The organism is Streptomyces sp. NPDC058371, assembly GCF_042723265.1.
GTDB lineage: Bacteria > Actinomycetota > Actinomycetes > Streptomycetales > Streptomycetaceae > Streptomyces.
Genome location: NZ_JBHXJC010000011.1, coordinates 199,385 through 222,965, shown reverse-complemented (window position 1 = coordinate 222,965; position 23,581 = coordinate 199,385). Strand labels below are relative to the sequence as shown.

Sequence of the window (23,581 nt, the reverse complement as noted above, 5' to 3'; positions counted from 1 at the left end):
CCACAGACACGTTGAGTTCCCAGGAGGTGACGACCATGGCCACGACCCTCGCCAAGGCCGCCGACGGCGCACCCGAGGCGGCCACGCACGCCGCCCGGATCGAGCATGTCTCGAAGTCCTTCTCCGGACCCGCCGGGCGGCAGCTCGTCCTGGACGACATCACTCTCGATGTCGCGCCGGGCGAGTTCGTCACCCTCCTGGGGGCCTCCGGGTGTGGCAAGTCGACGCTGCTCAATCTGGTCGCGGGGCTCGACGCCCCGACCGCGGGCAGCATCGGGACGAACGGGCGCCCCGCCCTGATGTTCCAGGAGCACGCCCTGTTCCCGTGGCTGACCGCGGGCAAGAACATCGAACTCGCCCTGAAGCTCCGGGGTGTCGCGAAGACGGAGCGGCGCGACCGGGCGGAGGAGCTGCTCGAACTCGTACGGCTGAACGGCGCGTACGGGAAGCGGGTGCACGAGCTGTCGGGCGGTATGCGACAGCGGGTGTCGATGGCCCGCGCGCTCGCGCAGGACAGCCAACTGCTGCTGATGGACGAGCCGTTCGCGGCGCTGGACGCCATCACGCGGGATGTGCTGCACGACGAGCTGACCCGGATCTGGAGCGAGACGAACGTGTCGGTGCTGTTCGTCACGCACAACGTGCGCGAGGCGGTACGGCTCGCGCAGCGCGTCGTCCTCCTCTCCTCCCGTCCCGGCCGGATCGCGCGCGAGTGGACGGTGGACATTCCGCAGCCGCGCCGGATCGAGGATGCCGCCGTGGCGGAGCTGTCCGTCGAGATCACCGAAGAACTGCGTGGGGAGATCCGCCGCCATGGCCAGCACTGAGACGAAAACGCCGCAGGCTCCCGTCGAGGACAGCAAGGACGGTTACGGTCTCGGCGGCCTCGAGGCGGGCCTCGACGCCCTGGAGGACACCGCCGACAGCCGTACTCCGCTGCGGGAGACGTTCATCCAGAAGACCCTGCCGCCACTGATCGCCGTGGCGCTGGTCCTCGTGGTGTGGCAGGGGCTGATCTCGTTCGAGGTCGTCACCGACCCGTCCAAGCTGCCCTCGCCGTCCGCGGTGTGGGGCGAGGTCGAGGACGCCTGGCTGCAGGGCACCCTGCTGGGCTACATCTGGACCAGCGTCTCGCGCGGCCTGCTCGGCTTCCTGCTGGCGCTGGTGATCGGCACACCGCTGGGTCTGGTGGTGGCGCGGGTACGGTTCGTGCGCGCGGCCATCGGCCCGATTCTCTCGGGCCTCCAGTCCCTGCCGTCGGTGGCGTGGGTGCCGCCGGCCGTGATCTGGCTGGGCCTGGAGAACAAGATGATGTACGCGGTGATCCTGCTCGGCGCCGTCCCGTCCATCGCCAACGGTCTCGTGTCGGGTGTCGACCAGGTGCCTCCGCTGTATCTGCGGGCGGGCCGCACGCTCGGCGCCACCGGCCTGCGCGGCACCTGGCACATCGTGATGCCCGCCGCGCTGCCCGGCTATCTGGCGGGCCTGAAGCAGGGCTGGGCGTTCGCCTGGCGTTCGCTGATGGCGGCGGAGATCATCGCCTCCTCCCCCGATCTGGGTGTCGGCCTCGGTCAGCTCCTGGAGAACGGGCGCAACGCCAGTTCCATGTCGATGGTCTTCCTGGCCATCTTCCTCATCCTGTTCGTCGGCATCGCCATCGATCTGCTGATCTTCAGTCCGCTGGAGCGGCGGGTGCTGCGCAGCCGCGGTCTCCTCGTCAAGAGCTGAACTCCCATGCGCCACCAGCCGGTTCACCCCGTCCTCGTCGTCATCGCCCACGGCAGTCGCGACCCGCGTCATGCCGCGACGGTGCACGCCCTCGTCCGGCGGCTGCGGTCGCTGCGGCCGGGGCTGCGCGTGGAGACCGGCTTCCTGGACTTCAACATCCCGTCCGTGAACGGGGTGTTGGAGTCCCTGGCGGCGGAGGGTGTGCAGGACGTGGTGACGCAGCCCCTGCTGCTGACCCGAGCGTTCCATGCGAAGTCGGACATCCCGGCGGTGCTGCGCGCGGCACCCGCGCGGCTGCGCATCCGCCAGGCGGAGGTGCTCGGCCCGTCACCGCTGCTGACCGCCGCGCTGGAACGCCGGCTGTACGAGGCGGGGCTGGGCCCCGCCGACAAGTCCTCGACCGGGGTCGTGCTGGCCTCGGCGGGGTCCTCAGACCCGGAGGCGATCGCAGTGATCGCTGAAATCGCGCGGGAGTGGCGGCACACCGGTTGGTGCGCCGTGCGGCCTGCGTTCGCCTCCGCATCCCTTCCGCGCACGCAGGACGCCGTGCGCGAACTCCGGGCGCTCGGGTGTGCCCGCGTGGCGGTGGCGCCGTACGTCCTGGCGCCCGGTTACCTGCCGGACCGGATCGCCCGCGGCGCCGCCGAGGCCGACGTCCTCGCCGATGTGCTCGGTCCCGCACCGGAGGTGGCCCGCGTCCTTCTGGAGCGGTACGACCAGGCGCGACTCCCGGCGCTGGCGGCGGTCGGCGCGTAACGCGGCCGGGTCCCCGTCGCCTCGGGCTCGGGCTGTGACTGCGGCTGCGGCTGCGGCTGCGGCTCAGTCGAAGGAGAGACCGCCGGTCCGGGTCCGCTTCAGCTCGAAGAAGTCGGGGTGCGCGGCCAGCACGCGGAAGCTGTCGAAGAGTTCCGCCGCCCGTTCGCCCCGGGGCACGGCGCGCAGTACGGGTCCGAACCACACCGTTCCGTCGACGTGGAGGGTGGGTGTGCCCACGTAGCCGTCGGAGCCGGGTTCCTTGCCGGCGTCGTGGCTGCGGCGGACACGGTCGTCGTACGCCGGGTCGTGGGCGGCGTCGGCCAGTTCGGCCGGGAGGCCCAGTTCGGCGAGGGATTCGGCGACCACCGCGTCGAAGTCCTCGTTCTTCCACTCGTGGATGCGGGTGCCGAAGGCCGTGTACAGGTCCCTGAGCACCTTCTCGCCGTGCAGTTCCGCGGCGGCCACCGCGACCCGCACCGGCCCGATCGACTTGTCGACCAATTGCCGGTACCAGTCGGGGAGTTCGTTGCCGATGTTGTGCAGGTGGAGGCTCATCGCGTGGAAGCGGAGGTCGAGCGGACGGGTGCGCTCGACCTCCAGGAGCCAGCGGGAGGTGATCCAGGCGAAGGGGCAGGCGGGGTCGAAGTAGAAGTCCACGCGGGTGGGCGCCGTACTCGGCGGGTGCTTCGTCATGATGTCGACGGTAGTTCCCGAATGGCTCAGGAACCCGGTCCAATCCGGAGCTGCTTCAGTGGTCCACTTCCCGCTGTCTCAGTGGTCCGCTCTTCCCTTCGCCGGCTGCCGGGGGTCCCGTCCGCTCGCCGCGAGCGCGCGCTCGAAGACGGGCGCGTCGTCCGGTACGGCGACCGGGTCGGCGAAGCCGTCGTACTGGCGGTAGAGCTCGCCGTGCGTCTCGACCACCTCCAGGACGAGCCGGGCCGCCCCGTCGGAGATCCGGAACTCCTGGCCGGTGGAGACGGCGACGTCCCAGCCGTGGACCGCTGTCTCCTTGACGATCATCGAGGCCAGCTCGGCCGCGGGCATCGCCGCCATGCCGAGGTCGACCTCGCCCTCCCACACGTCCGGGTCGTCCCAGGCGGCGACGGCCCGGTCGAGCTGGGCGCCGTACGCCTCGGCCCAGTCCGGATCGGTGGTGAAGTCACGGCCGGTCAGCGCCTCGGGCAACTCCTTGCGCAGGGCGCGGTGCTCCATGCCGTGCGAGGTGTAGAGGACCCAGTGGTTGACCAGCGTGCGCACGTCCCAGTCGGGACAGTGCGTGGGTTCGGTCAGCTGCGCCGGTGTGACCCCGCGGGCCACCCGGGCCGCCTCGGCGGCGCATTCCACCATGTACGGGTGCACGTTCTTGTACGGATTGCTCATGCCTTCCACGCTAGAAGCGCCGCGCGCGCCGCTCTTGAACAAACGCGACAGCCCCGCGACCGTCGCGAGGAACTGCCTGTTCAGCCTGTCGCGACGGCTTCGTCGGCGAGGCGCACGAGCTCCGGGACCGGCATCGAGCCGGCCTTCCTGCGCTCGCGCGCGAAGGTGTTCGCGAGCCGCTGGAGCAGGTCGTTCAGGGGGGTCGGTACGCCGTGCAGCCGGCCGAGGAGGGCGATCTCGCCGTTGAGGTAGTCGGCCTCGATGGTGCCGGTGCCGCGGTCGAGGGACTGCCAGGAGGAGCCGCCGCCGCGCTCGGCGCCGTCGAACGACTCGAAGCGGATCTTGTCGGCGCGAAGTGTCCTCTGCTCCTCCTCACCGGCGTACGCGATCCCGGCGGCGGCGAGCACCGCCTCGCCCTCCGCCCGCACCCGCTTCTGGAGCACCCGGCCCTCGTCGCCGGTGAGCGGCCCGCTGACCGCCTCGATCGCGTTGGCGAGATTGCCGAGGAGTTTGGCGTACTGCCAGCGCGTCACATCGGGCACGACGGGCGCCTCGAAGCGGGAGCGGGCCAGGTCCGCGGCGATCCGGTGGGCCGTCTCGTCCGTGCCGTGCGGATAGCGGCCGAGGTGCAGGATGCCGGTGAGCGGGGCGCCCGGGGCGGACACGACACCCGGCTCGACGAAGGTGGCGGGCAGCCAGACGCAGACGCCGTACACCCGCCGGAAGCGGCGGAGCGCCAGCCGCTGGCTCTCCACACCGTTCTGCGCGCAGAGCAGCGGCAGCCGCTCGGCCGCCGTGCCGCCGCCCGTCACGGGGGCCGCACCCCACGCCCGCAGGGCCGCCTCGCTGTCCTGGGTCTTGACCGCGAGCACCAGCACGTCGTCCAGGCGCAGCTCGCCGAGCGCCTCGGGCCCGTCGACCGTGGGCAGCCGGTAGGTGTACGGCCCGTCCGGGGCCAGGAACCGCAGCCCGTCGGCCCGCAGCGCCTCGTAGTGCGCACCCCGCGCGACCAGGACCACCTCGTGGCCCGACCCCGCCAGCCGGCCGCCGATGGCTCCGCCGACGGCTCCCGCTCCGATGATGATGTAGCGCATGGGATGAGCCTCGCACAGCTGTATGTACCCTCCATGAAATGGCCTCGGAAAGATTCACGCTCGGCGGCGACACGACGGTGCGACGGCTCGGGTACGGCACCGCGCAACTGACCGGTCCCGGCTACTGGGGCCCGCGGGGGGACGCGCGCGACGCGGTGGCCGTGCTGCGCCGCGCCGTGGAGCGCGGGGTCACGCTGATCGACACGGCCGACAACTACGGGCCGTCGATCGCCGAGGAGCTGGTGGCCGAGGCCCTGCATCCGTACGCCGAGGGGCTGGTGGTCGCCACCAAGGGCGGGGTGGTCCGGACAAGTGACCGCGCCTGGCACATCGCGGGGCGGCCCGAGCAGTTGCGGGCGATGTGCGAGGCGAGCCTGCGGCGGCTGCGGCTCGACACCATCGGCCTGTATCAGCTGCACCGGCTCGACCCGGAGGTGCCGATGGCCGAACAGCTCGGTGCGCTGGGCGAGTTGCGGGACGAGGGCAAGATCCGGCACATCGGCCTCGACACCGTTGACGCCGAACAGCTGGCAGCCGCACTGGAGTTGACCGACATCGCCTCGGTGCAGAACCGCTACAACGTCCTGGACCGTACTTCGGAGCCGCTGCTGAAGCTGTGCGAGGCACGCGGGATCGCGTTCCTGCCGTGGTTCCCGCTGGGCAACGGCTCACTGACGGCCGACCCGGTGTGCTCCGAGATCGCCGCCGCGCACGGGGCGACACCGGGGCAGATCGCCCTGGCCTGGCTGCTGCACCGCTCCCCCGTCCTGTGCCCGACCCCGGGCACGGGCTCGCGGGCCCATTTGGAGGAGAACCTGGACGCGGCCGACGTCCGCCTCACCGCGGCGGACCTGACCCGCCTGGACGACGCATCCCCGAGCAAACCGGCGCCCCAGGCTTGACCTTGCCCCTGGGGCAGAGCCGAGGCTCCCTGCATGGACGTCTATGAGACACAGAGCGTGTTCAGCGATCCCGGTGGACTCGACACGGACGCACTGCCCCGCGATCCGGACGAACTGGCCGCCGTAGTACGGCAGTTGATCATCCATCGGCTGGAGTGCGCGCACGTCGGGTACGCCGTCCCCGAGGAACGGCTGCACGAGGACGCGGAGTCCCGGTACGCCGTCGAGATCCTGCGGCTCCTGCGCGAACGGTCCGACGCCCCGCTCACCCGCCCCCGCCCGCCGGAGGAGCGATTCGTCGGCACCTGCCGGGACTTCGCGCTGCTGCTGTGCTCGCTGCTGCGGGCCACGGGCACGGCGGCCCGGATCCGGTGCGGCTTCGCCCGGTACTTCGCGGTGGGCTTCCACGACGATCACTGGGTCGCCGAGTACCGGCTGCCGGACGGGAGTTGGCGGCTGGTCGACGCGCAGATCCTCGACCCGTCGTACCAGGTGCCGTTCGATCCGCTGGACGTGCCGAGGGACCAGTTCCTGGTGGCGGGTGACGCCTGGCGGCTGTGCCGGGCGGGCCGGGCCGACGCGGCGACCTTCGGGGTGAGCCACCTCGAAGGCCTCCAGGGGCTGTGGTTCGTGCGGGGCAATGTCCTGCACGACCTGGCCGCCCTGAACGGCGTCGAGGTGCTCCCCTGGGACGGCTGGGGCCCGGAGGTCCTCGACGACGGGGCGCTCACCGAGGCGGACCTGGTCCTGGCCGACGCGGTCGCCGATGCCGGCTCGGAGGAGGAACTGCGGCGTCTCTACCGGGACCCCCGCCTCACGGTCCCGGACGAGATCGTTTCGTACACGACCTACGGCGGCGTCCGGAAGGTCACCCTGCGCGCGGCCGGCCGGCGCTGAACGGCGTCCCCTGGTGGAAGTAGAGCAGCCACTCCTCGTCGATCCTGCGCCAGAGCGAACTCCGGTGGGTGCGCGCGCCGTTGTGCTCGGTGTCGAACGTGAGGTGGACCAGGTCCGCCGCGAGCTGGACGCCCCGCATGCCCGAGGTGACGCTCGCCCGCACTCCCGGCTCGGCGGACGCGGCCAGCATGGCGATGACCGAGGCCCGGTCCCAGCGCCGGCCCGAGGCGCCGAACTCGTGGAACTCGGGGTGGAGCAGCGCACCGACCTGTTCGGGCGAGCGGCGGATCTCCGGGTCGAGCAGCCGCAGTTCGCCCTGGATCGCCGCCTCGACGGCGGGGTTGTGGTCAGACACCCGTCAGCTCCTCGAGTTTGACGACCGTGTTCCAGTTGCGGGTGGTGGCTGTGAGGCCCTTCAGCAGCCGGGGCCTGGCCAGGACCGGGGCCAGCTTGGAGCGGCCGAGGCCGTCGGGTGCGTACAGGTACAGGACGCGGTCGCCGAGGCGGAACTCCTCCGGCAGGAAGTCCGCCGGGGCGACCGCGGCGAAGCGTTCCGCGTCGACCGCCTCGGAGAAGTACGTGACGTGCAGCTGCTTGCCCTCCAGCTCGGCGGCCGGGAACGGACAGGCCTCGCGCACGGCCCTCAGATAGGCGTGGTCGCGCACCAGCACGCCGACGGTGAAGCCGAAGTGCTTCTCGATGGCCGCGGCGAGTTCGTCGGCGAGCGATTCCTCGTCGCCGTGGTCGCTGCCGAACACGGCGTTGCCGCTCTGCAGATACGTGGCGACATCCGCGTACCCGAGGCCCTGCATCAGGGTGCGCAGCTCACCCATCGGCACCTTCTTGCTGCCGCCCACATTGATCCCGCGCAGCAGCGCCGCATACATCGTCATCCGCACACCATAAAGCGGCCGTCGTGCTCCGTGGGGGTGGGCACGACGGCCGCGGCCGGTGGGACCGAGCCGGTTACTCGACGATCTTCAGGAGCTTGTTCGGCGTGCCGTCGGAGGCGTTGGAGATCTTGTCCGCGCTCGCGCCGCCGGTGAGCGCCTCGGCGACCTGGGCCGGGGTCGCGTCGGGGTGGCCGGCGAGGTAGACGGCGGCGGCTCCCGTGACGTGCGGGGTGGCCATCGACGTACCGGAGATGGTGTTGGTGGCTGAGTCGCCGGTGTTCCAGTCGGAGGTGATGTCGGAACCGGGGGCATAGAGGTCCACGCCGGTGCCGAAGTTGGAGAAGTCGGACTGCTCGTCGTCCTTGGTGGAGGAGGCGACGGTGAGGGCTTCGGGGACCCGGGCCGGGGAGCTGGTGCTCGCGTCCGCGGACTCGTTGCCTGCCGCCACGGCGAAGGTGACACCGGAGTCGATGGCCTTCTTCACCGCCGAGTCGAGTGCTTCGTCCACTCCTCCGCCGAGGGACATGTTGGCGACGGACGGGCCCGAGTGGTGCTGGGTGACCCAGTCGATGCCCGCGACGACCTGCTCGGTGGTGCCGGAGCCGGAGTTGTCGAGGACGCGTACGGCGACGATCTTCGCCTTCTTGGCGACGCCGTGCGCCTGGCCCGCGACGGTGCCGGCGACATGCGTGCCGTGGCCGTTGCCGTCCTGCGCGGTGTCGTCGTTGTCGATGGCGTCGAAGCCCGACGAGGCCCGGCCGGCAAAGTCCTGGTGGCTGATACGGACGCCGGTGTCGATGATATACGCGGTGACGCCCGTACCCGCGGAGTCGGGGTAGGTGTACTTCCCGTCGCCCGCGGTGGCGCTCTGGTCGATGCGATCCAGGCCCCACGACGGCGGGTTGTCCTGGGTGGCGTCGATGTGGAACTTCTTGTTCTGGACGACCTTGGCAACGGACGGGTCGGCGGCGAGGCGCTTGGCCTCGGTCTCCGAGAGGCCGGAGGCCGAAAAGCCGTCGACCGAGCCGTAGTTGCGCTTCAGTGTGCCGCCGTACTCCTCGGCGAGGCCGCTCTTGGTGGTCTTGGTCGCCTTGCCGTCGAGCAGGACGATATAGCTGCCGGAGACGGCACCCTTGGCGTCGAGCCCGTACACCTTGCCCTCTGCGGGAGTGCTCGCACCTGCGAAGGGTCCGGTGAAGGCGGTGACGCCGATCGCGGTGGCGGCGGTGGCTATGGCGGCGGTCAGCCGAAACGTGCGAGCACGCTGGTGAGTTGCCATGAAGAGGGTTCTCCTCGTGGGTTTTGTGGGGGGATTGACCCTTTTTCAGGCAACGTAAATTACCCGTGGGTTCGCTCGAAACCCTGGTCGATTGACGCGCACCGATCAACCCCTTCATGCATCTGTGACCCAATCAACAAGCGTTCGCAATAACAAAATGGGCCGTGCCTCACAGTTCGGACACAGCTTCGGCCCCTGATCCAGAGCCCCGAGATCCCCGGTTACGTGTAAGGGGCGTCTGTCGTCCGCATTGCTGAGGGGACGGGGTCCGAGGGGTGGAGTCCGGCCCCCGCCGGTTCATCGAACAGCACGAGGAGATGGCCTTATTCGGCCCATACCTTCAGAACGAAAGGTGGCGGCAGGGGGCCGGCACCGGCATACGAGGGGGCAGGCCCGTCATGGGGAGCGGAGACACAAGGGTGCGGGGGATCGCCGCCCGGGCGGGCAGTTGGAGCGCCCGGCACCGATGGGCGGCCGTCGGTATATGGGTGCTGTTCGTCGTCCTGGCGATGGGCCTCGGCTCGGCCGCCGGGCGCGTCGACGTCAAGGACAGCGACCAGCTCAAGGGTGAGACGCACACCGCCGCCAAGATCATCGAGGACGCCGGGATCGAGGAACCGGCCAGTGAGAGCGTCCTGATCCAGGCGAAGGACGCGGGGGCCAAGGCGACGGACGCCGGGTTCCGCAGCGCCGTCAGCGCCGTCGTCGAGGCCGTCGACGCGACCGGCGAGGTCACGGACGTGACCTCGCCGTACGACACGAAGACCATCTCCAAGGACGGCCGCAGCGCGCTGGTGCAGTTCGACATGCGCGGCGACTCGGACACCGCGGGCGATCGCGTCGAGCCGGTGCTGAAGGCCGTCGAGGGGGTGCAGAAGGACCACGCCGAGCTGCGGATCGAGGAGATCGGCGGCGCCAGCATGATGAAGACGTTTGCCGACGCCTTCGGAGACGACTTCAAGAAGGCCGAGCTCTCGGCCGTACCCGTCGCCCTCGGCATCCTGCTGATCGCGTTCGGCGCGCTGGTGGCGGCACTGCTTCCGGTGGCGCTCGCGGTCACCGCGATCATGGCGACGATGGGCCTGATGGGGATCGTCAGCCATGTGATGCCGATGAGCGACACGGCCAACTCCGTGATGCTCCTGGTGGGTCTGGCCGTCGGTGTCGACTACTGCCTCTTCTATCTGCGGCGCGAGCGCGAGGAGCGCGAGGCCGGCCGGGACGCCGATACCGCGCTGCGGATCGCCGCCGCGACCAGCGGCCGGGCCATCATCGTCTCCGGTGTCACGGTGTGCGTGGCGATGGCCGGCATGCTCTTCACCGGACTCGCCGAGTTCGAGGCGATGGGCCTGGCCTCGCTGATGGTCGTGGCGGTCGCCATGGTCGGCTCCGTGACGGTGCTGCCGGCGCTGCTCTCGCTGCTCGGCGAGCGCGTGGAGAAGGGTCGCATCCCCTTCCTGCACCGGGCCAAGCGAGGCAGGAACGGCGGGGCGCCCAAGGGCAACGGCGAGAGCCGGTTCTGGGGCGCCGTGCTCCGGGTCGTGCTCGCCAAGCCCGCGATCTCGCTGCTCGTCGCGGCCGGCGCCCTGCTGGCCATCGCCGCACCCGCGCTCGGCATGAAGACGCAGAACCTCACGCTGGACCAGGAGTTCGGCAACTCCCTGCCGATCGTGGGGACGTACAACCGGGTCAACGACGCCTTCCCCGGCGGCTCCGAGCCGGCCGAGGTGATCGTCAAGGCCGAGGACATCAACGCCGCCGAGGTGAAGACGGCGCTCGCCGACTTCCGTGCGGAGGCGATCAGTTCGGGTGCCACCCGAGGCCCGGTCGAGATCAAGGTGCACGACGGGCAGAACGTCGCCTTCGTGTACGTCCCGCTGGTCGGCGGCTCCGATCAGGACAAGGCCGGCAGGAGCCTGGAGCTGCTGCGCGACACGGTGCGGCCCGACACGCTCGGGAAGGTCGACGGCGTCCAGGCGCCGATCACCGGACAGGTCGCGGGGAACCAGGACTTCAACGACCAGCTGATCGGCTCGGTGGTCCCGGTCTTCGCCTTCGTGGTGGTCTTCGCCTTCCTGCTGATGCTGCTGTCCTTCCGCTCCCTGACCATCGCGATCACGTCGATCGTGCTCAACCTGCTGTCCGTGGGCGCCGCCTACGGCATCCTGGTCGCCGTCTTCCAGCACGGCTGGGGCGCCTCGCTGGTGGGCGCGGAGGGTGTGGGAGCCATCATCACCTGGCTGCCGCTGTTCCTCTTCGTGATCCTGTTCGGACTCTCGATGGACTACCACGTGTTCGTCGTCTCGCGGATCCGTGAGGCACGGCTGCGGGGGCGCAGCACCAGGGACGCCATCCAGCACGGCGTGGTCACCACGGCCGGTGTCGTCACGAGCGCCGCCGTCATCATGGTCGCCGTCTTCGCGATCTTCGGCACGCTGTCCATGCAGTCCATGAAGCAGATGGGCGTCGGCCTCGCCGCCGCCGTGCTGATCGACGCGACGATCATCCGCGGAGTGCTGCTCCCGGCGGTCATGGCGCTGCTCGGCGAGCGCAACTGGTACCTCCCGAAGTGGCTGCACCGCCTGCCCGACCTCACCCACGACGAGTCGCCGGAGCCGGTCGCCGAGCCGCCGCACCCGCCGGCCGTGGAGGGCGAGCGGGTCGGGGTCTGACCGCTTCACCTGTTGTACGTGGCCGGGGTGCACGCACCCCGGCCACTCTGCTGTCGGTTCAGGCCGCTGTCGTCACGTGGTCGCGGTCGAAGGAGTCGATGGTGCGGGTGAAGTCGCGGGTGGAGAGCAACAGCTTGTAGATGATGGCGAGTTCGAAGACCAGCAACAGGGCGCCGGAGACGATGGTCGCCTCGATCACCGAGTCGAGCAGCGGTCCGACGATGAACACGCCCATCTGGAACTCGATCCCGCTGATCAGGTGGGTGCGGATGCGATGACGCAGCAGGAAGCCGCGGGCGCGCAGATACACGGGGAAGCGGTGGCGGAACTCCTGGTGCAGGTCGATGACTCGGGTGGGCGGGAGGCTGCCCGGGGCGTCCGTGCCGTCGGTCTCGTTGGTCTCGTCGATCTCGTTGGTCTCGTCCGTCTCGTCGGCCGTGGCGGGGGTTCCGGCCTGAGCCGTGGCGGGGGTGGCGGCCTGGGCCGTGGCGGAAGTGGCCGCCTCGGTCGTGGCGGGGGTGGCGGGGGTGGCGGCGGTGTCCTGCGCCGCCGCGGACGTGCGGAGGTCCTGCTCGATGTCCGCCTCGGGGTTGTCCCGCAACAGGTCTTCCATGAAGGCGAGTTCCGTCTGGTTCTCGGCGCGGCGCGCCTCCCGCAGGCGGGCCTTGATCTGCTTGCGCATCGAGTGACGGATCTTGAAGATCTCCAGGGAGTTGATGTACCGGAGCGTGTCCAGGCCGACGACGGCCAGGGCCAGCCAGATGTAGACCGTCTCGCCGCTGCGCTCGTACTGCCCGGCCATCAGCGCCACCCCGCACACCAGCACCCGGATGCGGTCGAAGACGAAGTCCAGCCAGGCCCCGAACACCGAGCCCTGACCGGTCAGCCGGGCGACCTTGCCGTCCACGCAGTCGAGGATGAAGCTCAGGTGGTAGACGACCGCGCCGGCGATGAGCCAGCGCCAGTCACCGAAGGCGAAACAGACCGCCGACACCAGCCCCAGCAGGAACGCGCCCCAGGTGATCTGGTTGGGCGTGATCCGGGTGCGCAGCGCGACTTGGCGGACCAGGGGCGTGGCGACCGGGTCGACCAGCAACACGGTCCACCATGCGTCGCGCTTCTTCTGCGTGATACGTCGGACCTCGATGAGCGGCGGAATGTCTCGGCGTGGGGATCGCATGGGTCAACTTCCTGGCGTTCGACTGGAATTCATCTCACGCTAAGAAGCCGTTGCCCCCAGGAACAAGATCCCGCCTGCGCAACCTTCCTCGGGGGGTAACGGTCGAACTGCTCGGACGAGTCCGTGCACTTCCTGGGCAGCGCCTGCGTTACCCGAGCGTTATCGAATGACCCGACCGTTATCCAAAGGGCGCCAGGACTTCACAGTTTCCGTGCAACCGTCACGCGCCGGAGCGCCGAGCCCCGCGGACGGTGACATTCCACCGCATACGGGCCGTCCGGAGATCGACGCACGCCTCACGCGGGGTGCCGCGTCGCGCGCAGCTCCGCCTCGATCAGGTCCGCGGCCCGGCGCGTTCCGCCCTCCCCCGCCATCTCCTCCTGAACCTCCTTCAGACGCCGGTGCACCTCGGGATCGTCGACGAGCGCCAGCACCGCCGCGCGCAGCGTCTCCGCCGTCGCCTCCTCCATCGGCACATGGCGGGCCACACCGAGGGACTGGAGCATGTCCGCGTTCCCGAACTGGTCGACGGCCTGCGGTACGGCGACCATGGGCGTGCCGCTGACGAGTCCCTCCTGGCTGCCGCCGGCACCGGCGTGGGTGATGAACACGTCGGCCTCACGAAGGACCGCCACCTGCGGTACCCACGAGCGGATCTCGATGTTGGCGGGGATCACACCGAGCTCCGCCGGATCGACGAAGCGGCCGATCTGGAGCACCACATGCCAGCCCGGAAGGTCTCCGAACGCCTGCACACAGGCCCGGTAGAAGTCCGGCTGCTTGGTGAAGCTGGACCCCAGCGACACCAGCAGGACCTTCTCGGCGCCGGCGGGGCGCTGCCAGTCGCCCTGCTCGGACCGGTCGCCCTGGCAGGCGCCGACGAACGTGTAACGCCCCTCGTCGACCCGGTCGGCGTTCGGCTGGAGCGCCTTGGGGATCAGGACGAGACAGCGGTCCGGCCGGCCCATGAAGTCCTCGACACTCAGCTCGATGCCGTGGTCGGCGATCCAGCGGCCGAAGGTGTCGTAGAAGGCCTTGCCGCGCGGAGTCCGCTTCAGCGGCTCGAACATCGGCTTGCCGACCTCCTCCGCGTACCCCTCCCAGGCCACCAGGTTCGGGGAGAGCTGGACGATCGGGACGCCCCAGCGATGGGCGAGGATCCGGGCCGGGTACGCCGTGATGTCGTACAGCACGAGGTCCGGTTCGTCCCCCGCGTATGCCGCGGCCAGCTGCGGCTCGGCCTGGCGGGCGTCCGCCAGGAACGGCTCGATGTTGTCGATCAACTCGGTCCCCCATGCGTCCGGATCATCGTCCGTGGGCAGCGTGGAGTTCCAGAGCTTGGGCTCGGCCCCGGTCTCGGCGACCTTCTCGGCGAAGGAGGGCGGAATCGCGTAGGTCACGCGGTGCCCACGGGCCACGAGCTCCCGTACGACGTCGAGGCTCGGGTTCACATGGCCGTGGGCGGCGATGGAGAACATGGCGATATGGGCGCGTGGAGTGGTCATGACGCGAGGCTAAGCGAGACGAGACGTCTCGTGCAGCCTATTTGAGCATGCCCCCACGGGAGCCCGCAGGGCTCCACGTGGGCTCGCACTGGGGTCCGTACGTCAGCCAGGGCGGTGCGGCGCGGCAGTGTCGTTGGGTGCGCCGGGCGACTGTGTGGCAGCCGTGCGCCGGGCGGCTGCGCGTGCCGTGCGGCTGCGTATGCCAGACGACTGCACGGCTGCGCGTGCCGGACGGCGGCACGGCTGCGTATGCCGGACGGCGGCGTATGCCGGACGGCTGCGCGGCCCGCGCCGCGGGCCGACTCACCGCTGATAGCGCGCCAGCACCAGGTTCCCGTCCTTCTCCAGCCGGTGTCTCAGCTCGTCCAGGCCGATCGCTCCGCTGTAGTACTCCTGGAAGGCGGGCGTCGCGACCTTGTCCTTCCACTCGGCGTAGCCGCGGACGGACTGGGCGGGCGCCGAGCGCAGTTGCGCGGCCAGTGCGGTGCCGGTCGCCCAGTCGTCCTTGGTGGTGTGCAGGGCCGGGTCCTTGAGGGCTTCCGTGCCGGTGGGCAGCATCCAGTCGCCGAGCGCGAGCCGGACCATGTTCGCGGGCCGCAGCAGGAAGTCGATGAACTCGGCGGCCTCCTTCTTGTGCGGGCTGTCCTCGGCGATGGAGAGCGTCTGCGGGCTGACGCCCTGGGCCAGTCCTCCGGCGCCGGCGGGGGCGGGCAGCACCTGCCAGTCGAAGCCCTTGGGTGCCTGCTGGGCGAGCTGCTGCCGGTAGGAGAAGCCGAGCGGGACCATCGCGTACTTGCCGCCGAAGAACCCGGGCAGGGTGTCGGAGCCGCCCATGCCCAGCGTGGTGCTGGACGCGCTCCTGTCGGTGTTCACCTCGTCGCGGACGGTCCGGGGCACCACCGCGTCGGCGGCCCCGAAGCGGACCGTGACCTTGCCGTCCTCGCCCCGGTGGAACAACTGGCCGCCCGCCGACAAGGAGAGGTTGAGCGTCGCCGAGACCGGTTCCTTGAGCGGCCAGGCGACCCCGTAGGTGCCCTTGCCGCTCAGCTGCTTCGCGATCTCCCGGAACTCCTCCCAGGTCCACGGCTTCTCCGGCGTCGGAATCCGCACACCCGACTTCCTGAGCCACTTGGCGTTGGCGATCAGGACCCGTGGCTCCTGGAGGAACGGCACCCCGTAGATCCCGCCACCGAACGTCGTCGTGTCCCAACTGCGCTGCGGGATCGCGGACTTCAGCCGCTCGGGCAACAGCTCGCTCAGGTCGGCGAGATAGCCGCCGTACGCGAAGTCGGCGAGGTCGTCCGAGGCGTCGTGGATGATGTCCGGCGCCTCGCCGCCCTCGAAGGAGGTGAGCAGCTGGTCATGAATGCTGTCCCAACTCCCCTGCACGTACTCGACCTTGACGTCCGGGTGCGTGGCGTTCCATTCCTTCACCAGCTCCTTGTTGGCGGTGACGGACTCCTGCTGCCAGGCCAGCGACTGGAAGTGGAGAGTCACCGGGCCACCGCTTTCGGACCCGCCGTCGCCGGAGCAGCCGGCGAGCAGCAGCCCGAGCGCGGCCAGCACCGGGATCCAGCGCCTGCGCCGCATCAGCTCTTCACCGCCCCGGCGAACATGCCGCCCGTGATCCGCTTCTGGATGACCGCGAAGATGACGAGGGAGGGGAGCGTCGCGAGGAACGCCGCGGCGGCCAGCGGGCCGAGGTCCGCGACCCCCTCCGCGCCGATGAAGTGCGTGAGGACGACCGGCAGCGTCTGTTTCTCCGGGGTCTTGAGCAGTACGAGCGCGAAGAAGAACTCGTTCCACGCGCTGATGAACGCGAACAGCGCCGTGGCCACGATCCCCGGCGCCAGCAACGGCGCGGTGATCGAGACCAGCGTGCGCACCTTCCCCGCCCCGTCGACCGCCGCCGCCTCCTCCAGCTCGGTGGGCACGGCCCGTACGTATCCCACCAGCATCCACAGCGCGAACGGCAGTGCCCACACCACGTACACCATGATCAGTCCGGGCACGGAGTTGATCAGCCGCAGGTTCTTCAGGACCAGGAACAGCGGGATGATCACCAGTACGAACGGGAACGCCTGACTGACCACCACCCATCCCGTGGCCGCCTTCGCCAGCAGCGTCCGGCGCCGGGCCATCACATAGGCCATCGGGGTCGCGATCAGAACGGCGATCACGGCCGCCCCGAGCGCCGCGATCAGGGAGTTGAGGGCGGCGTGCAGCAGTGGCTGCTCGTCGAAGGCCTGCCGGAAGTTGGCGAGGGTGGGGTCCTTGGGGATCCATGTCGGGTGCAGGCCGGCCAGCTCGCGCGGCGGTTTGAAGGCCGTGGAGATCAGCCACAGGAAGGGGAAGGCGAGGAAGACGAGATACGCGAGCAGCGCGAGGTACTGTCCGGCGCGGGCCTGTCCGCTGGTACGCAGACCCGAGGCACGCTTGCTCGCCCGCGGCACGGCGCTCACTGGTCGTCGCCTCCCCTCAGCCGGCCCACCAGCTGGAGGGCGAGGATCACCGAGATCACCGCGACCATCACGCATCCCATCGCCGCCGCATAGCCGAACTGCCCGTAACGGAACGCCTCTTCGTACGCGAACAGCATCGGCAGCCGCGTCCGGCCGCCCGGCCCGCCGTTGGTGAGGACATAGACCAGGGCGAAGGAATTGAAGTTCCAGATGAAGTTGAGGGCCGTGATCGCGAGGGCCACCGGGCGCAGAGCCGGCCAGGTCACCGTCAGGAAGCGGCGCCAGGCACCCGCGCCGTCCATCGCGGCCGCCTCGTGCAGCTCGCGCGGGGTGTTCTGCAGACCGGCGAGCAGGGCGACCGTCGTCTGCGGCATCCCGGCCCAGATGCCGACGACGATCACCGCCGGCAGGGCCGTGCCCAGTCCGGACAGCCAGTCACGCCCGTCGCCGAGGCTCAGATCGCGCAGGGTCTCGTTGAGGATGCCCGCGTCCGGGTTGTAGACGAGCCGCCACATGATGCCGACCACGACCTCGGGCATCGCCCACGGAATGATCGCCAGCGCCCGGGCCAGCCAGCGCAGTCTCAGGTCCTGGTTGAGCAGCAGGGCCAGCCCCAGCGCGAGCAGGAACTGCGGCACCGTCACCCCGAACGCCCAGACCAGGCCGATCCGGAACGAGTCCCAGAACAGCGTGTCGTGCCCCAGATCACGGAAGTTGAGCGCGCCGATCCACTGCGTGGGCGCGGTCCGGCCCGACTGGGAGTCGGTGAACGCCAGCGCGATCCCGTAGAGCAGCGGCCCCACGCTGAGCACCAGGATGGGGATCAGCGCGGGCAGTACGAGGAACCAGGCGCCGTGGTCGGCGGGAGGTGGGCTCCCGCCGTCTCGCGGCGCGCGCTTCGTTGACCGCTTCGTCGCGGTCGCCACTGTCACGGATTCGGCTCCTTGGGCGGCTCGTGCGGATCCGGCCGCCCCGGCGGCCCCCGTCATGGTCCTGACGGACTGACACGGCGTCAAGGCAGCGCGCACACCCTTGTGACCTGTCCGACCTGTGCAAATGCGACACTGACCGACGGATGGCCGGAACGCGCTCCCGTACGCGGACGCACTCCGGTACGTCCGGAGACACGGCGTGAGTGCGGCGCCGCCCACCCGACGGCACGGCGCCACCGATACGCCGTCCACACCACAACACAGCGTGACCAGAACGCCGTACACACGACGACACGGAGGCGAAGGATGGACGAGGCGCGGGCGCGGGACGTGCTGGCCGCCACGGGGGTGCTGCCCGGTCCGGCACGGGACGCGGAGCTCCTTGCCCTGGGCGAGAACGCGGTCTTCGCGGCCGGAGACCTGGTGGTCAAGGTCGGACGCGACGCCGAACTCCTCGACCGCGCCCGCCGGGAGCTGGACATCGCGGCCTGGCTCGCCGAGGAAGGCGTACCCGCGGTGCGGGCCGCCGAGCCGAAGGCGCTGCTGGTGGACGGCCATCCGATGACGGTGTGGCACCGGCTGCCCGATCCCGTACGCCCCGCGGAACCCCGGGACCTGGCGGAACTGCTGCGGGTCGTCCATGCGCTGCCCTCCCCTCCGTTCACTCTGCCGCCGCGCGAACTGCTGGGCGGTGTCGAGCGCTGGCTGCGCCTGGCGGGCGACGCGATCGACCCCGCGGACGCGGCGTATCTACGGGAGCGGCGCGACGGCTTCGCGACGGCCGCGGCCGCCCTCCGCCCGCATCTCTCGCCGGGCCCGATCCACGGCGACGCGCTGCCCCGCAACGTCCACGCCGGACCCGACGGACCGGTCCTGGTCGACCTGGAGACCTTCTCGGCCGATCTGCGCGAGCACGACCTGGTGGTGATGGCTCTCTCCCGCGACCGCTATGGGCTGCCCGCCGAGGCGTACGACTCCTTCACTCAGACCTACGGCTGGGACGTACGCGAGTGGGAGGGCTGCGGTGTGCTGCGCGGCGCCCGTGAGACGGCCAGCTGCGCCTGGGTCGCCCAGCACGCGCCGGCCAATCCGAAGGCCCTCGCCGAGTTCGAGCGCCGGGTGGCGTCACTGCGGGACGGGGACGAGACCGTGCGCTGGTATCCCTTCTGAGGACGGGACTCTGCGGGGAGCCTGCGCTGCTCCGGCGACGCCGTTCCGCCCCGGGCACCGGCGTGTTCGGGGCGACCGGCACCGGACGGTCGCGTCTACCGACGGTCGCGTCTTCCGAGGGCGCCCCTCAGACCGTCTCGTCCGCGAGGTCCCGCAACGGCCACACCCCGTCCACCACCGCCGCCGGGTCCCCCTTGCGGCGCAGAAAGCTCTGGAAGTCCGCCGCCCACTCCGCGTACCACTCGATCTGGCGGCGGTGCAGCTCCGCCGGGCCGAGGGACGCGACCTTCGGGTGGCGGCCGGCTATGGCACTCGCCAGCCGGGCCGCGGCGAGCGCGTCGGCCATGGCGTCATGGGCGGAGTCGAGCGCGATCCCGTACTCCGTGCAGACCGCCTCCAGATTCCGCTTGCCGCGGCGATAGCGGTCCACGGAACGGTCGATGGTGTACGGATCGATGACCGGGGCCGGCTCCATGCCGCCCAGGCGGTCGCGCAGCGAGGGCAGTCCGTAGCGCCGCAGCTCGGCGGAGAGCAGGGTCAGGTCGAAGGCCGCGTTGTACGCGACGACCGGAACGCCCGCCTCCCAGTAGCCGACGAGGACGGCCGCGATGGAGTCGGCGACCTGGTCGGCCGGCCGGCCCTCGGCCGCCGCCCGCTCATTGCTGATCCCGTGCACCGCCACGGCGTCCGCCGGAATCTCCACGCCCGGATCGGCCAGCCACTCGCGGCGCCCGACCGGCTCCCCGTCTCTGAGCTCGATCACCGCCCCGGTGACGATGCGCGCCTCGCGCGGGTCCGTGCCGGTCGTCTCCAGGTCGAAGCCGATCAGCAGCTCCCGGTGCCAGCCCATGGGCGGCCCCCCTTCTTTGTGGTGCTTTCCCCCAGTGGTCTCCACGATCCCATGCACCACTGACAATCCGAGGACCGCATTCCGCTTCACCCGGACCGGGAGCGCTCACCCGGGCCCGCCGACGAGCGGGAGCCCGGCGGCCCCGGCCCGGGCCAACAGCTCCCGGCCACCCGCTCCCGGCCACCCGCTTCAGAAACACCAACTTCGGGAACACCCGCTTCAGGACACCGGCCGCGAATCCGCCCAGGCGACCTCGAACTCCTCGCGGTATGTCGGGAAAAGGCCCTCTTCGCCGGCCTCATCCGGTTTGACCACTCGGCCCCCGCCGCGCAGCACCAGCACCGGCGCCTCCATCCCACGGGTCCGGCGCAGATAGGACTGCACGACCGCGACACCGTCCGAGCCGTCACCGTCCACGAGGTACGCGGTGAAGCGCGGTGTCTCGTCGAAGACCTGGATCTCGAAGGCACCGGGATCGCGCAGCCGTGCCCTGACCCGGCGCATGTGCAGGATGTTCATCTCGACCGCACGGCCCAATTCGCCGCGCTTGATGCCCAGTTCGCGCTCGCGCCGTTTGATCGCGCTGGAGGCGGGGTTCAGGAAGAGCAGCCGTACCCGACACCCCGATTCGGCCAGCCGCACGAGGCGCCGCCCGGAGAAGTTCTGCACCAGCAGGTTCAGGCCGATGCCGATGGCGTCGAGCCGGCGGGCGCCGCCGAAGAGGTCCTCCGCGGGGAACTGCCGCAGCAGCCGTACCCGGTCCGAGTGGACCGCGACGACGTCCGCGTACCGGTCGCCCACCAGATTCTCGACCGCGTCGACGGGCAGCCGGCGGGCGGACGGGACGTCGCTGCCCGCGCCGAGGATTTCCAGGAGCCGGGCCGAGGCGCGCTCCGCCTGGGCCAGAACGGCCTCGGACAGAGCGCGGTTGCGGGAGACCACGTTCCGGGTGACTTCGAGCTCGTCCAGGGCGAGTTCGACGTCCCGGCGCTCGTCGAAGTACGGCTCGAAGCACGGCCAGTGCTGCACCATCAGCTCGCGCAGCTGGGGCAGCGTGAGGAAGCTGAGGACGTTGTCGTCGGCCGGGTCGAGCAAGTAGCCCTTGCGGCGGCTGACTTCGCGTACGGCGACCGCGCGCTGCACCCACTCCTGGCCGGCGGGTCCGGCCGCGGCGACCACCCACTCGTCGCCGTGGACGGGCTCGTAGATGGGGCGGAGAACAGCGGCCACGACCGCGCGCAGCCGCTGTTCGACCAGATTCAGCCAGATGTACGCCCGTCCGGCCCGCTGGGCGCGCGTACGCACCTCGCGCCAGGCGTCGGCCCCCCAGTCCAGTTCCGGTCCAATGGAACCCATCTCCATCGGCCGTGCCAGGGACACCGCGCCGGGCGGGACATCTGTGGAGTTCCCCTCGTGACCCTCGTCACCAGGAGGCAACTCCAGCCCTCCCGAGCCCACCCGCGCACCGCCTTCCGCTCCCCCGAGCTCTCCCCAGGGGCCAGGCCCCAATCAACGATCAAGGAAGGGTACTCCGGGACCGGTCGGCGGTGCAGCCCGATGGACAGGTCGTTTCTCAACTACCTTCTCGGGGTTGCCCGTTCTGGTCCGCGAGGTCGGCCGGAGTGAGCGGATTCATAGCGGTGACATCGCGCGGGGCGATCGAGAATCCCTGCCAGTGGACCGGCATCGGCTGCTGGTCCTCGTCACGGGCGACGTGATGGAAGCCCACGTTCATCCAGACAATGGGATGGGTGAGGGTCTGCCCGTTGACCCACTTGTCGACGGACTTGCCGCCGCCGGTACCGCAGTTGCGCAGGTTGTCGCTGGCGAACTGCTCGCACTTCTTGTACTCGGTGAAGTAGATGTCGTGCTTGGTGTACGGACGGCCGAGGTACTTGGTGGTGGCGCCCGGGACGATCTCGTACGAACGCGCGTGATTGTCCTTGTTCTTGCCGGAGTTGCTGACCACGCGCCACCAGCGCATGTTCTTGGCGTCACCGGCGAGCTCCTTGGTGACCTTGGTGCGGGTGGTCTTGTTGGTCGGGCCCTCGTTGCCGTTTCTGGGCGGGCTGACCACGGAGTCGTACTGCTCGACCTTGCTCTTGGAGGAGCCGTCCAGGCCGAAGTTGAGCCGCCAGAAGACGTTGTGGCTGTGGCTGGTGGCGTACGACGTGGCGTTCTTGCCGATCGGCCAGCCGCGGCCGTCACCGGCGTTGTAGTCGCCCGGCGAGAGGCTGCCGGTGGCGCCGACGTTCATGTGGAGGGTGCCGTCGTCCTGGAAGCGCCACTCGGTGATGTACTCGTACCAGCCGACCTGGTTGACGGTGTAGACGAGCAGGTCCTTGCCCTGGGTCTGCCAGACCTTGTTCGCCGTGTCGCCCTGCATGCGGTAGGCGTGGCCGCGCGAACGCGTCGTGGCGCACAGGCCCTTGACGTTGGCGTGCGCCGGGTCCCAGGCCTCGGGGACCTTGACCGTCTTGATGGAGCCGCCGGGACACTCGCCCGGGGCCATGTTCATCAGGCCCTGGCCGAAGCCGGCGCCGGTGAGGTCGCTGTACTCGGCCTTGCCGTCGTCGTAGGGCACATGGATCTGGGCGAGCTTGGCGCTGGTGAGGACCTTGATCGGCTGGGCCTCGCCCTTGGGCTGGTACGAGATGTTCTCCAGGACGAGCCCGGCCTCGCTCTCGTAGTGCCAGCACATCCGCCAGGTGGTGCCGGTGGAGAGCGTCTGCTCGATCTTGTACGCCGCGCTGCAGTCGGCGGCCGCCGTGGGGGCGGCCTTGGGCTGGGCGACGGCCGGCCCCGCGGCGGTCGTCGCGCCGACGGCGAGCGCGGCCACCGAGAGGCCCACCGCCGTCCGGCTGCGGGCACGGCTGAATCTGTTGACGCGCATGAAGAAGTGACTCCCTTGCAGAAGAGCACGAAAGAAGAGCACGGAAGACGGACGGAGCCGGAAAGACGGCCGGTGTGCGGGCGAGCGGTGGTCAACCGCGCCGCGGCTCAGCCGAGCTTGCCGACCTTGCGGGCGCTCAGATCGATCACCAGGTCGCGGCTGTCGATCCAGGGCCCGTTCGTGACCTTGGGGAACAGCCGTACGCAGCGGTGCTTGCCGCAGTCGGCGAGCACGGCGGGCTGCGCGCCCGAAGTCGCCCGGTAGACCATGCTGTTGAGCATCAGCTGGTCGGGCGAGGTCAGTTCCTTGCCGGTGGCGTCCTTGTAGTCCGCCTTCAGGCCGGTGCCGAGCGGGTCGGCGATCAGCAGCTGGGCGGCCTCGACCATCTCGTCGTGACTGATGGGCGGCTGGACGTCGCGCTGGGTGTCCGTCTGCTCGACCTTGCCGGTGTCGAGGTTGACGGTCTTGGTGACGAGCGTGTCGTCCTTGTAGTCGTAGAACCGGACGTCGGCGCGGCGAGGCGCGTTCGGATCGTCCAGTTCGTCCGCCTCGGGCTCGGCGAGGTCGACGCCGATGCGCTGCGGACCGCGGTCCCCCTCGACGTTCTCACTGGAGGACAACAGCTGCCGGTTCAGCGCGATCTGTTCGACCCGCTTCGTCTCGTCGTCGGTCAGCGGGTCGCGGCCCTTGCCCTTGTCGCCCTCGGCCGGCGCCTGCTCCACGACGCCCGGCTGCGCGGCCCCCTGCTCCTGTCCCGCCCCCTGGGCGGACTGGCCGGCCCCCTTGGTGCCCCCGGAGTCGTCGGCTCCCGCCGCCCCCGGCAGCGTGACCGCGACCATCGCCGCCGTCCCGGCCACCGCGATGGCCGCTCCCGCCACCACCTTGCCGAGATGGCGCTGCACTATCTTGCGCACATTCTCCCCCTACTCCCCCTGTGTTACTTGTGGTCCCTGGAGCCCCACTGGTTCGGCATACCGCGTATGCCCCG

22 protein-coding genes are annotated in these 23,581 nt (G+C 70.3%); 7 read left to right on the top strand and 15 right to left on the bottom strand.

The genetic code is table 11. The features are described from left to right. The first annotated feature begins 35 nt into the window (after positions 1–35). The 3 genes from ACFWM2_RS28445 to ACFWM2_RS28435 are packed head-to-tail and all read left to right on the top strand — an operon-like array spanning position 36 to position 2,484. Positions 36–827, top strand: a complete 792-nt coding sequence (locus ACFWM2_RS28445) for an ABC transporter ATP-binding protein (RefSeq protein WP_383285846.1) — start codon at positions 36–38, stop codon at positions 825–827. Next, positions 814–1,728 (top strand): ABC transporter permease, encoded by a 915-nt coding sequence (locus ACFWM2_RS28440; RefSeq protein WP_383285844.1) that lies wholly within the window; start codon positions 814–816, stop codon positions 1,726–1,728. Before ACFWM2_RS28445 ends, ACFWM2_RS28440 begins: the two co-directional genes overlap by 14 nt. 6 nt (positions 1,729–1,734) lie before the next feature. Further along, positions 1,735–2,484 (top strand): sirohydrochlorin chelatase, encoded by a 750-nt coding sequence (locus tag ACFWM2_RS28435; protein ID WP_383285842.1) that lies wholly within the window; start codon positions 1,735–1,737, stop codon positions 2,482–2,484. A gap of 63 nt (positions 2,485–2,547) precedes the next feature. Here the strand turns inward: ACFWM2_RS28435 and ACFWM2_RS28430 are convergent, their stop codons facing one another. From ACFWM2_RS28430 to ACFWM2_RS28420, 3 genes are all read right to left on the bottom strand, one after another. After that, a complete protein-coding gene (locus ACFWM2_RS28430; protein ID WP_383285840.1) occupies positions 2,548–3,177 on the bottom strand; it encodes a DsbA family protein in 630 nt (209 codons plus the stop codon). Between the two features lie 78 nt (positions 3,178–3,255). Then, positions 3,256–3,864: a TIGR03086 family metal-binding protein gene (locus tag ACFWM2_RS28425; RefSeq protein ID WP_383285838.1), complete on the bottom strand. Its 609-nt coding sequence runs from the start codon at positions 3,862–3,864 to the stop codon at positions 3,256–3,258. 80 nt (positions 3,865–3,944) lie between these two features. Beyond that, on the bottom strand, positions 3,945–4,958 hold the full coding sequence (locus ACFWM2_RS28420; protein ID WP_383285836.1) for a ketopantoate reductase family protein: 1,014 nt from the start codon (positions 4,956–4,958) through the stop codon (positions 3,945–3,947). A 38-nt stretch (positions 4,959–4,996) separates the two neighbouring features. Here ACFWM2_RS28420 and ACFWM2_RS28415 point away from each other — a divergent pair, with 38 nt between their 5' ends. Both ACFWM2_RS28415 and ACFWM2_RS28410 read left to right on the top strand, forming a co-directional pair. Continuing rightward, on the top strand, positions 4,997–5,860 hold the full coding sequence (locus ACFWM2_RS28415) for an aldo/keto reductase (protein WP_383285834.1): 864 nt from the start codon (positions 4,997–4,999) through the stop codon (positions 5,858–5,860). Positions 5,861–5,893: 33 nt separating this feature from the next. Continuing rightward, positions 5,894–6,757 carry a transglutaminase-like domain-containing protein gene (locus ACFWM2_RS28410; protein ID WP_383285833.1) on the top strand — a complete coding sequence of 288 codons (864 nt, stop codon included), beginning with the start codon at positions 5,894–5,896 and terminating at the stop codon, positions 6,755–6,757. Here the strand turns inward: ACFWM2_RS28410 and ACFWM2_RS28405 are convergent. The 3 genes from ACFWM2_RS28405 to ACFWM2_RS28395 form a co-directional block, all read right to left on the bottom strand. After that, on the bottom strand, positions 6,729–7,112 hold the full coding sequence (locus ACFWM2_RS28405; RefSeq protein ID WP_383285831.1) for a DUF4440 domain-containing protein: 384 nt from the start codon (positions 7,110–7,112) through the stop codon (positions 6,729–6,731). The two genes, ACFWM2_RS28410 and ACFWM2_RS28405, sit on opposite strands and share 29 nt — an antisense overlap. Next, positions 7,105–7,650, bottom strand: coding sequence for a DUF1697 domain-containing protein (locus ACFWM2_RS28400; protein WP_383285829.1), 546 nt, complete (start codon positions 7,648–7,650; stop codon positions 7,105–7,107). The genes ACFWM2_RS28405 and ACFWM2_RS28400 overlap by 8 nt, the downstream gene beginning before the upstream one ends. Positions 7,651–7,723: 73 nt before the next feature. Then, positions 7,724–8,929 (bottom strand): S8 family serine peptidase, encoded by a 1,206-nt coding sequence (locus tag ACFWM2_RS28395; protein WP_383285827.1) that lies wholly within the window; start codon positions 8,927–8,929, stop codon positions 7,724–7,726. Between the two features lie 398 nt (positions 8,930–9,327). Here ACFWM2_RS28395 and ACFWM2_RS28390 point away from each other — a divergent pair, with 398 nt between their 5' ends. After that, positions 9,328–11,601, top strand: a complete 2,274-nt coding sequence (locus tag ACFWM2_RS28390; RefSeq protein ID WP_383285825.1) for an MMPL family transporter — start codon at positions 9,328–9,330, stop codon at positions 11,599–11,601. A gap of 58 nt (positions 11,602–11,659) precedes the next feature. Here ACFWM2_RS28390 and ACFWM2_RS28385 read toward each other — a convergent pair whose 3' ends face one another. The 5 genes from ACFWM2_RS28385 to ACFWM2_RS28365 form a co-directional block, all read right to left on the bottom strand. Further along, the gene (locus tag ACFWM2_RS28385; protein WP_383285823.1) at positions 11,660–12,781 is read right to left on the bottom strand and encodes a CDP-alcohol phosphatidyltransferase family protein; all 1,122 of its coding nucleotides are present in this window, start codon (positions 12,779–12,781) and stop codon (positions 11,660–11,662) included. A gap of 296 nt (positions 12,782–13,077) precedes the next feature. After that, on the bottom strand, positions 13,078–14,286 hold the full coding sequence (mgt, locus tag ACFWM2_RS28380) for a macrolide-inactivating glycosyltransferase (RefSeq protein WP_383285821.1): 1,209 nt from the start codon (positions 14,284–14,286) through the stop codon (positions 13,078–13,080). Positions 14,287–14,589: 303 nt separating this feature from the next. Continuing rightward, the gene (locus tag ACFWM2_RS28375) at positions 14,590–15,876 is read right to left on the bottom strand and encodes an ABC transporter substrate-binding protein (protein WP_383285819.1); all 1,287 of its coding nucleotides are present in this window, start codon (positions 15,874–15,876) and stop codon (positions 14,590–14,592) included. Then, positions 15,876–16,709, bottom strand: coding sequence for a carbohydrate ABC transporter permease (locus tag ACFWM2_RS28370; RefSeq protein ID WP_383285996.1), 834 nt, complete (start codon positions 16,707–16,709; stop codon positions 15,876–15,878). Before ACFWM2_RS28370 ends, ACFWM2_RS28375 begins: the two co-directional genes overlap by 1 nt. A 35-nt stretch (positions 16,710–16,744) precedes the next feature. Further along, entirely contained in the window at positions 16,745–17,680 is a 936-nt protein-coding gene (locus ACFWM2_RS28365) for a carbohydrate ABC transporter permease (protein ID WP_383285816.1), read from the bottom strand. 306 nt (positions 17,681–17,986) lie between these two features. Between ACFWM2_RS28365 and ACFWM2_RS28360 the strand changes: the two genes are divergently transcribed. Beyond that, positions 17,987–18,850 (top strand): phosphotransferase enzyme family protein, encoded by an 864-nt coding sequence (locus ACFWM2_RS28360; protein ID WP_383285814.1) that lies wholly within the window; start codon positions 17,987–17,989, stop codon positions 18,848–18,850. Between the two features lie 127 nt (positions 18,851–18,977). Here ACFWM2_RS28360 and ACFWM2_RS28355 read toward each other — a convergent pair whose 3' ends face one another. The 4 genes from ACFWM2_RS28355 to ACFWM2_RS28340 form a co-directional block, all read right to left on the bottom strand. After that, entirely contained in the window at positions 18,978–19,700 is a 723-nt protein-coding gene (locus ACFWM2_RS28355) for a 3'-5' exonuclease (protein WP_383285812.1), read from the bottom strand. Positions 19,701–19,919: 219 nt separating this feature from the next. Beyond that, positions 19,920–21,158, bottom strand: a complete 1,239-nt coding sequence (locus tag ACFWM2_RS28350; protein WP_383285810.1) for an SAV2148 family HEPN domain-containing protein — start codon at positions 21,156–21,158, stop codon at positions 19,920–19,922. Positions 21,159–21,273: 115 nt separating this feature from the next. Further along, positions 21,274–22,593, bottom strand: a complete 1,320-nt coding sequence (locus tag ACFWM2_RS28345; protein ID WP_383285808.1) for a copper amine oxidase — start codon at positions 22,591–22,593, stop codon at positions 21,274–21,276. A 107-nt stretch (positions 22,594–22,700) separates the two neighbouring features. Next, the gene (locus ACFWM2_RS28340) at positions 22,701–23,507 is read right to left on the bottom strand and encodes a Tat pathway signal sequence domain protein (protein ID WP_383285806.1); all 807 of its coding nucleotides are present in this window, start codon (positions 23,505–23,507) and stop codon (positions 22,701–22,703) included. Positions 23,508–23,581: the final 74 nt, after the last annotated feature.

What these genes read in the sequence shown, in the direction of transcription:
- ACFWM2_RS28385 (WP_383285823.1), bottom strand. Translation starts at nt 12,781, where the DNA reads ATGCGATCCCCACGCCGAGACATTCCGCCGCTCATCGAGGTCCGACGT.
- ACFWM2_RS28430 (WP_383285840.1), bottom strand. Translation starts at nt 3,177, where the DNA reads ATGACGAAGCACCCGCCGAGTACGGCGCCCACCCGCGTGGACTTCTAC.
- ACFWM2_RS28395 (WP_383285827.1), bottom strand. Translation starts at nt 8,929, where the DNA reads ATGGCAACTCACCAGCGTGCTCGCACGTTTCGGCTGACCGCCGCCATA.
- ACFWM2_RS28345 (WP_383285808.1), bottom strand. Translation starts at nt 22,593, where the DNA reads ATGCGCGTCAACAGATTCAGCCGTGCCCGCAGCCGGACGGCGGTGGGC.
- ACFWM2_RS28435 (WP_383285842.1), top strand. Translation starts at nt 1,735, where the DNA reads ATGCGCCACCAGCCGGTTCACCCCGTCCTCGTCGTCATCGCCCACGGC.
- ACFWM2_RS28410 (WP_383285833.1), top strand. Translation starts at nt 5,894, where the DNA reads ATGGACGTCTATGAGACACAGAGCGTGTTCAGCGATCCCGGTGGACTC.
- ACFWM2_RS28400 (WP_383285829.1), bottom strand. Translation starts at nt 7,650, where the DNA reads ATGACGATGTATGCGGCGCTGCTGCGCGGGATCAATGTGGGCGGCAGC.
- ACFWM2_RS28355 (WP_383285812.1), bottom strand. Translation starts at nt 19,700, where the DNA reads ATGGGCTGGCACCGGGAGCTGCTGATCGGCTTCGACCTGGAGACGACC.
- ACFWM2_RS28425 (WP_383285838.1), bottom strand. Translation starts at nt 3,864, where the DNA reads ATGAGCAATCCGTACAAGAACGTGCACCCGTACATGGTGGAATGCGCC.
- ACFWM2_RS28420 (WP_383285836.1), bottom strand. Translation starts at nt 4,958, where the DNA reads ATGCGCTACATCATCATCGGAGCGGGAGCCGTCGGCGGAGCCATCGGC.
- mgt (WP_383285821.1), bottom strand. Translation starts at nt 14,286, where the DNA reads ATGACCACTCCACGCGCCCATATCGCCATGTTCTCCATCGCCGCCCAC.
- ACFWM2_RS28390 (WP_383285825.1), top strand. Translation starts at nt 9,328, where the DNA reads ATGGGGAGCGGAGACACAAGGGTGCGGGGGATCGCCGCCCGGGCGGGC.
- ACFWM2_RS28445 (WP_383285846.1), top strand. Translation starts at nt 36, where the DNA reads ATGGCCACGACCCTCGCCAAGGCCGCCGACGGCGCACCCGAGGCGGCC.
- ACFWM2_RS28415 (WP_383285834.1), top strand. Translation starts at nt 4,997, where the DNA reads ATGGCCTCGGAAAGATTCACGCTCGGCGGCGACACGACGGTGCGACGG.
- ACFWM2_RS28375 (WP_383285819.1), bottom strand. Translation starts at nt 15,876, where the DNA reads ATGCGGCGCAGGCGCTGGATCCCGGTGCTGGCCGCGCTCGGGCTGCTG.
- ACFWM2_RS28360 (WP_383285814.1), top strand. Translation starts at nt 17,987, where the DNA reads ATGGACGAGGCGCGGGCGCGGGACGTGCTGGCCGCCACGGGGGTGCTG.
- ACFWM2_RS28440 (WP_383285844.1), top strand. Translation starts at nt 814, where the DNA reads ATGGCCAGCACTGAGACGAAAACGCCGCAGGCTCCCGTCGAGGACAGC.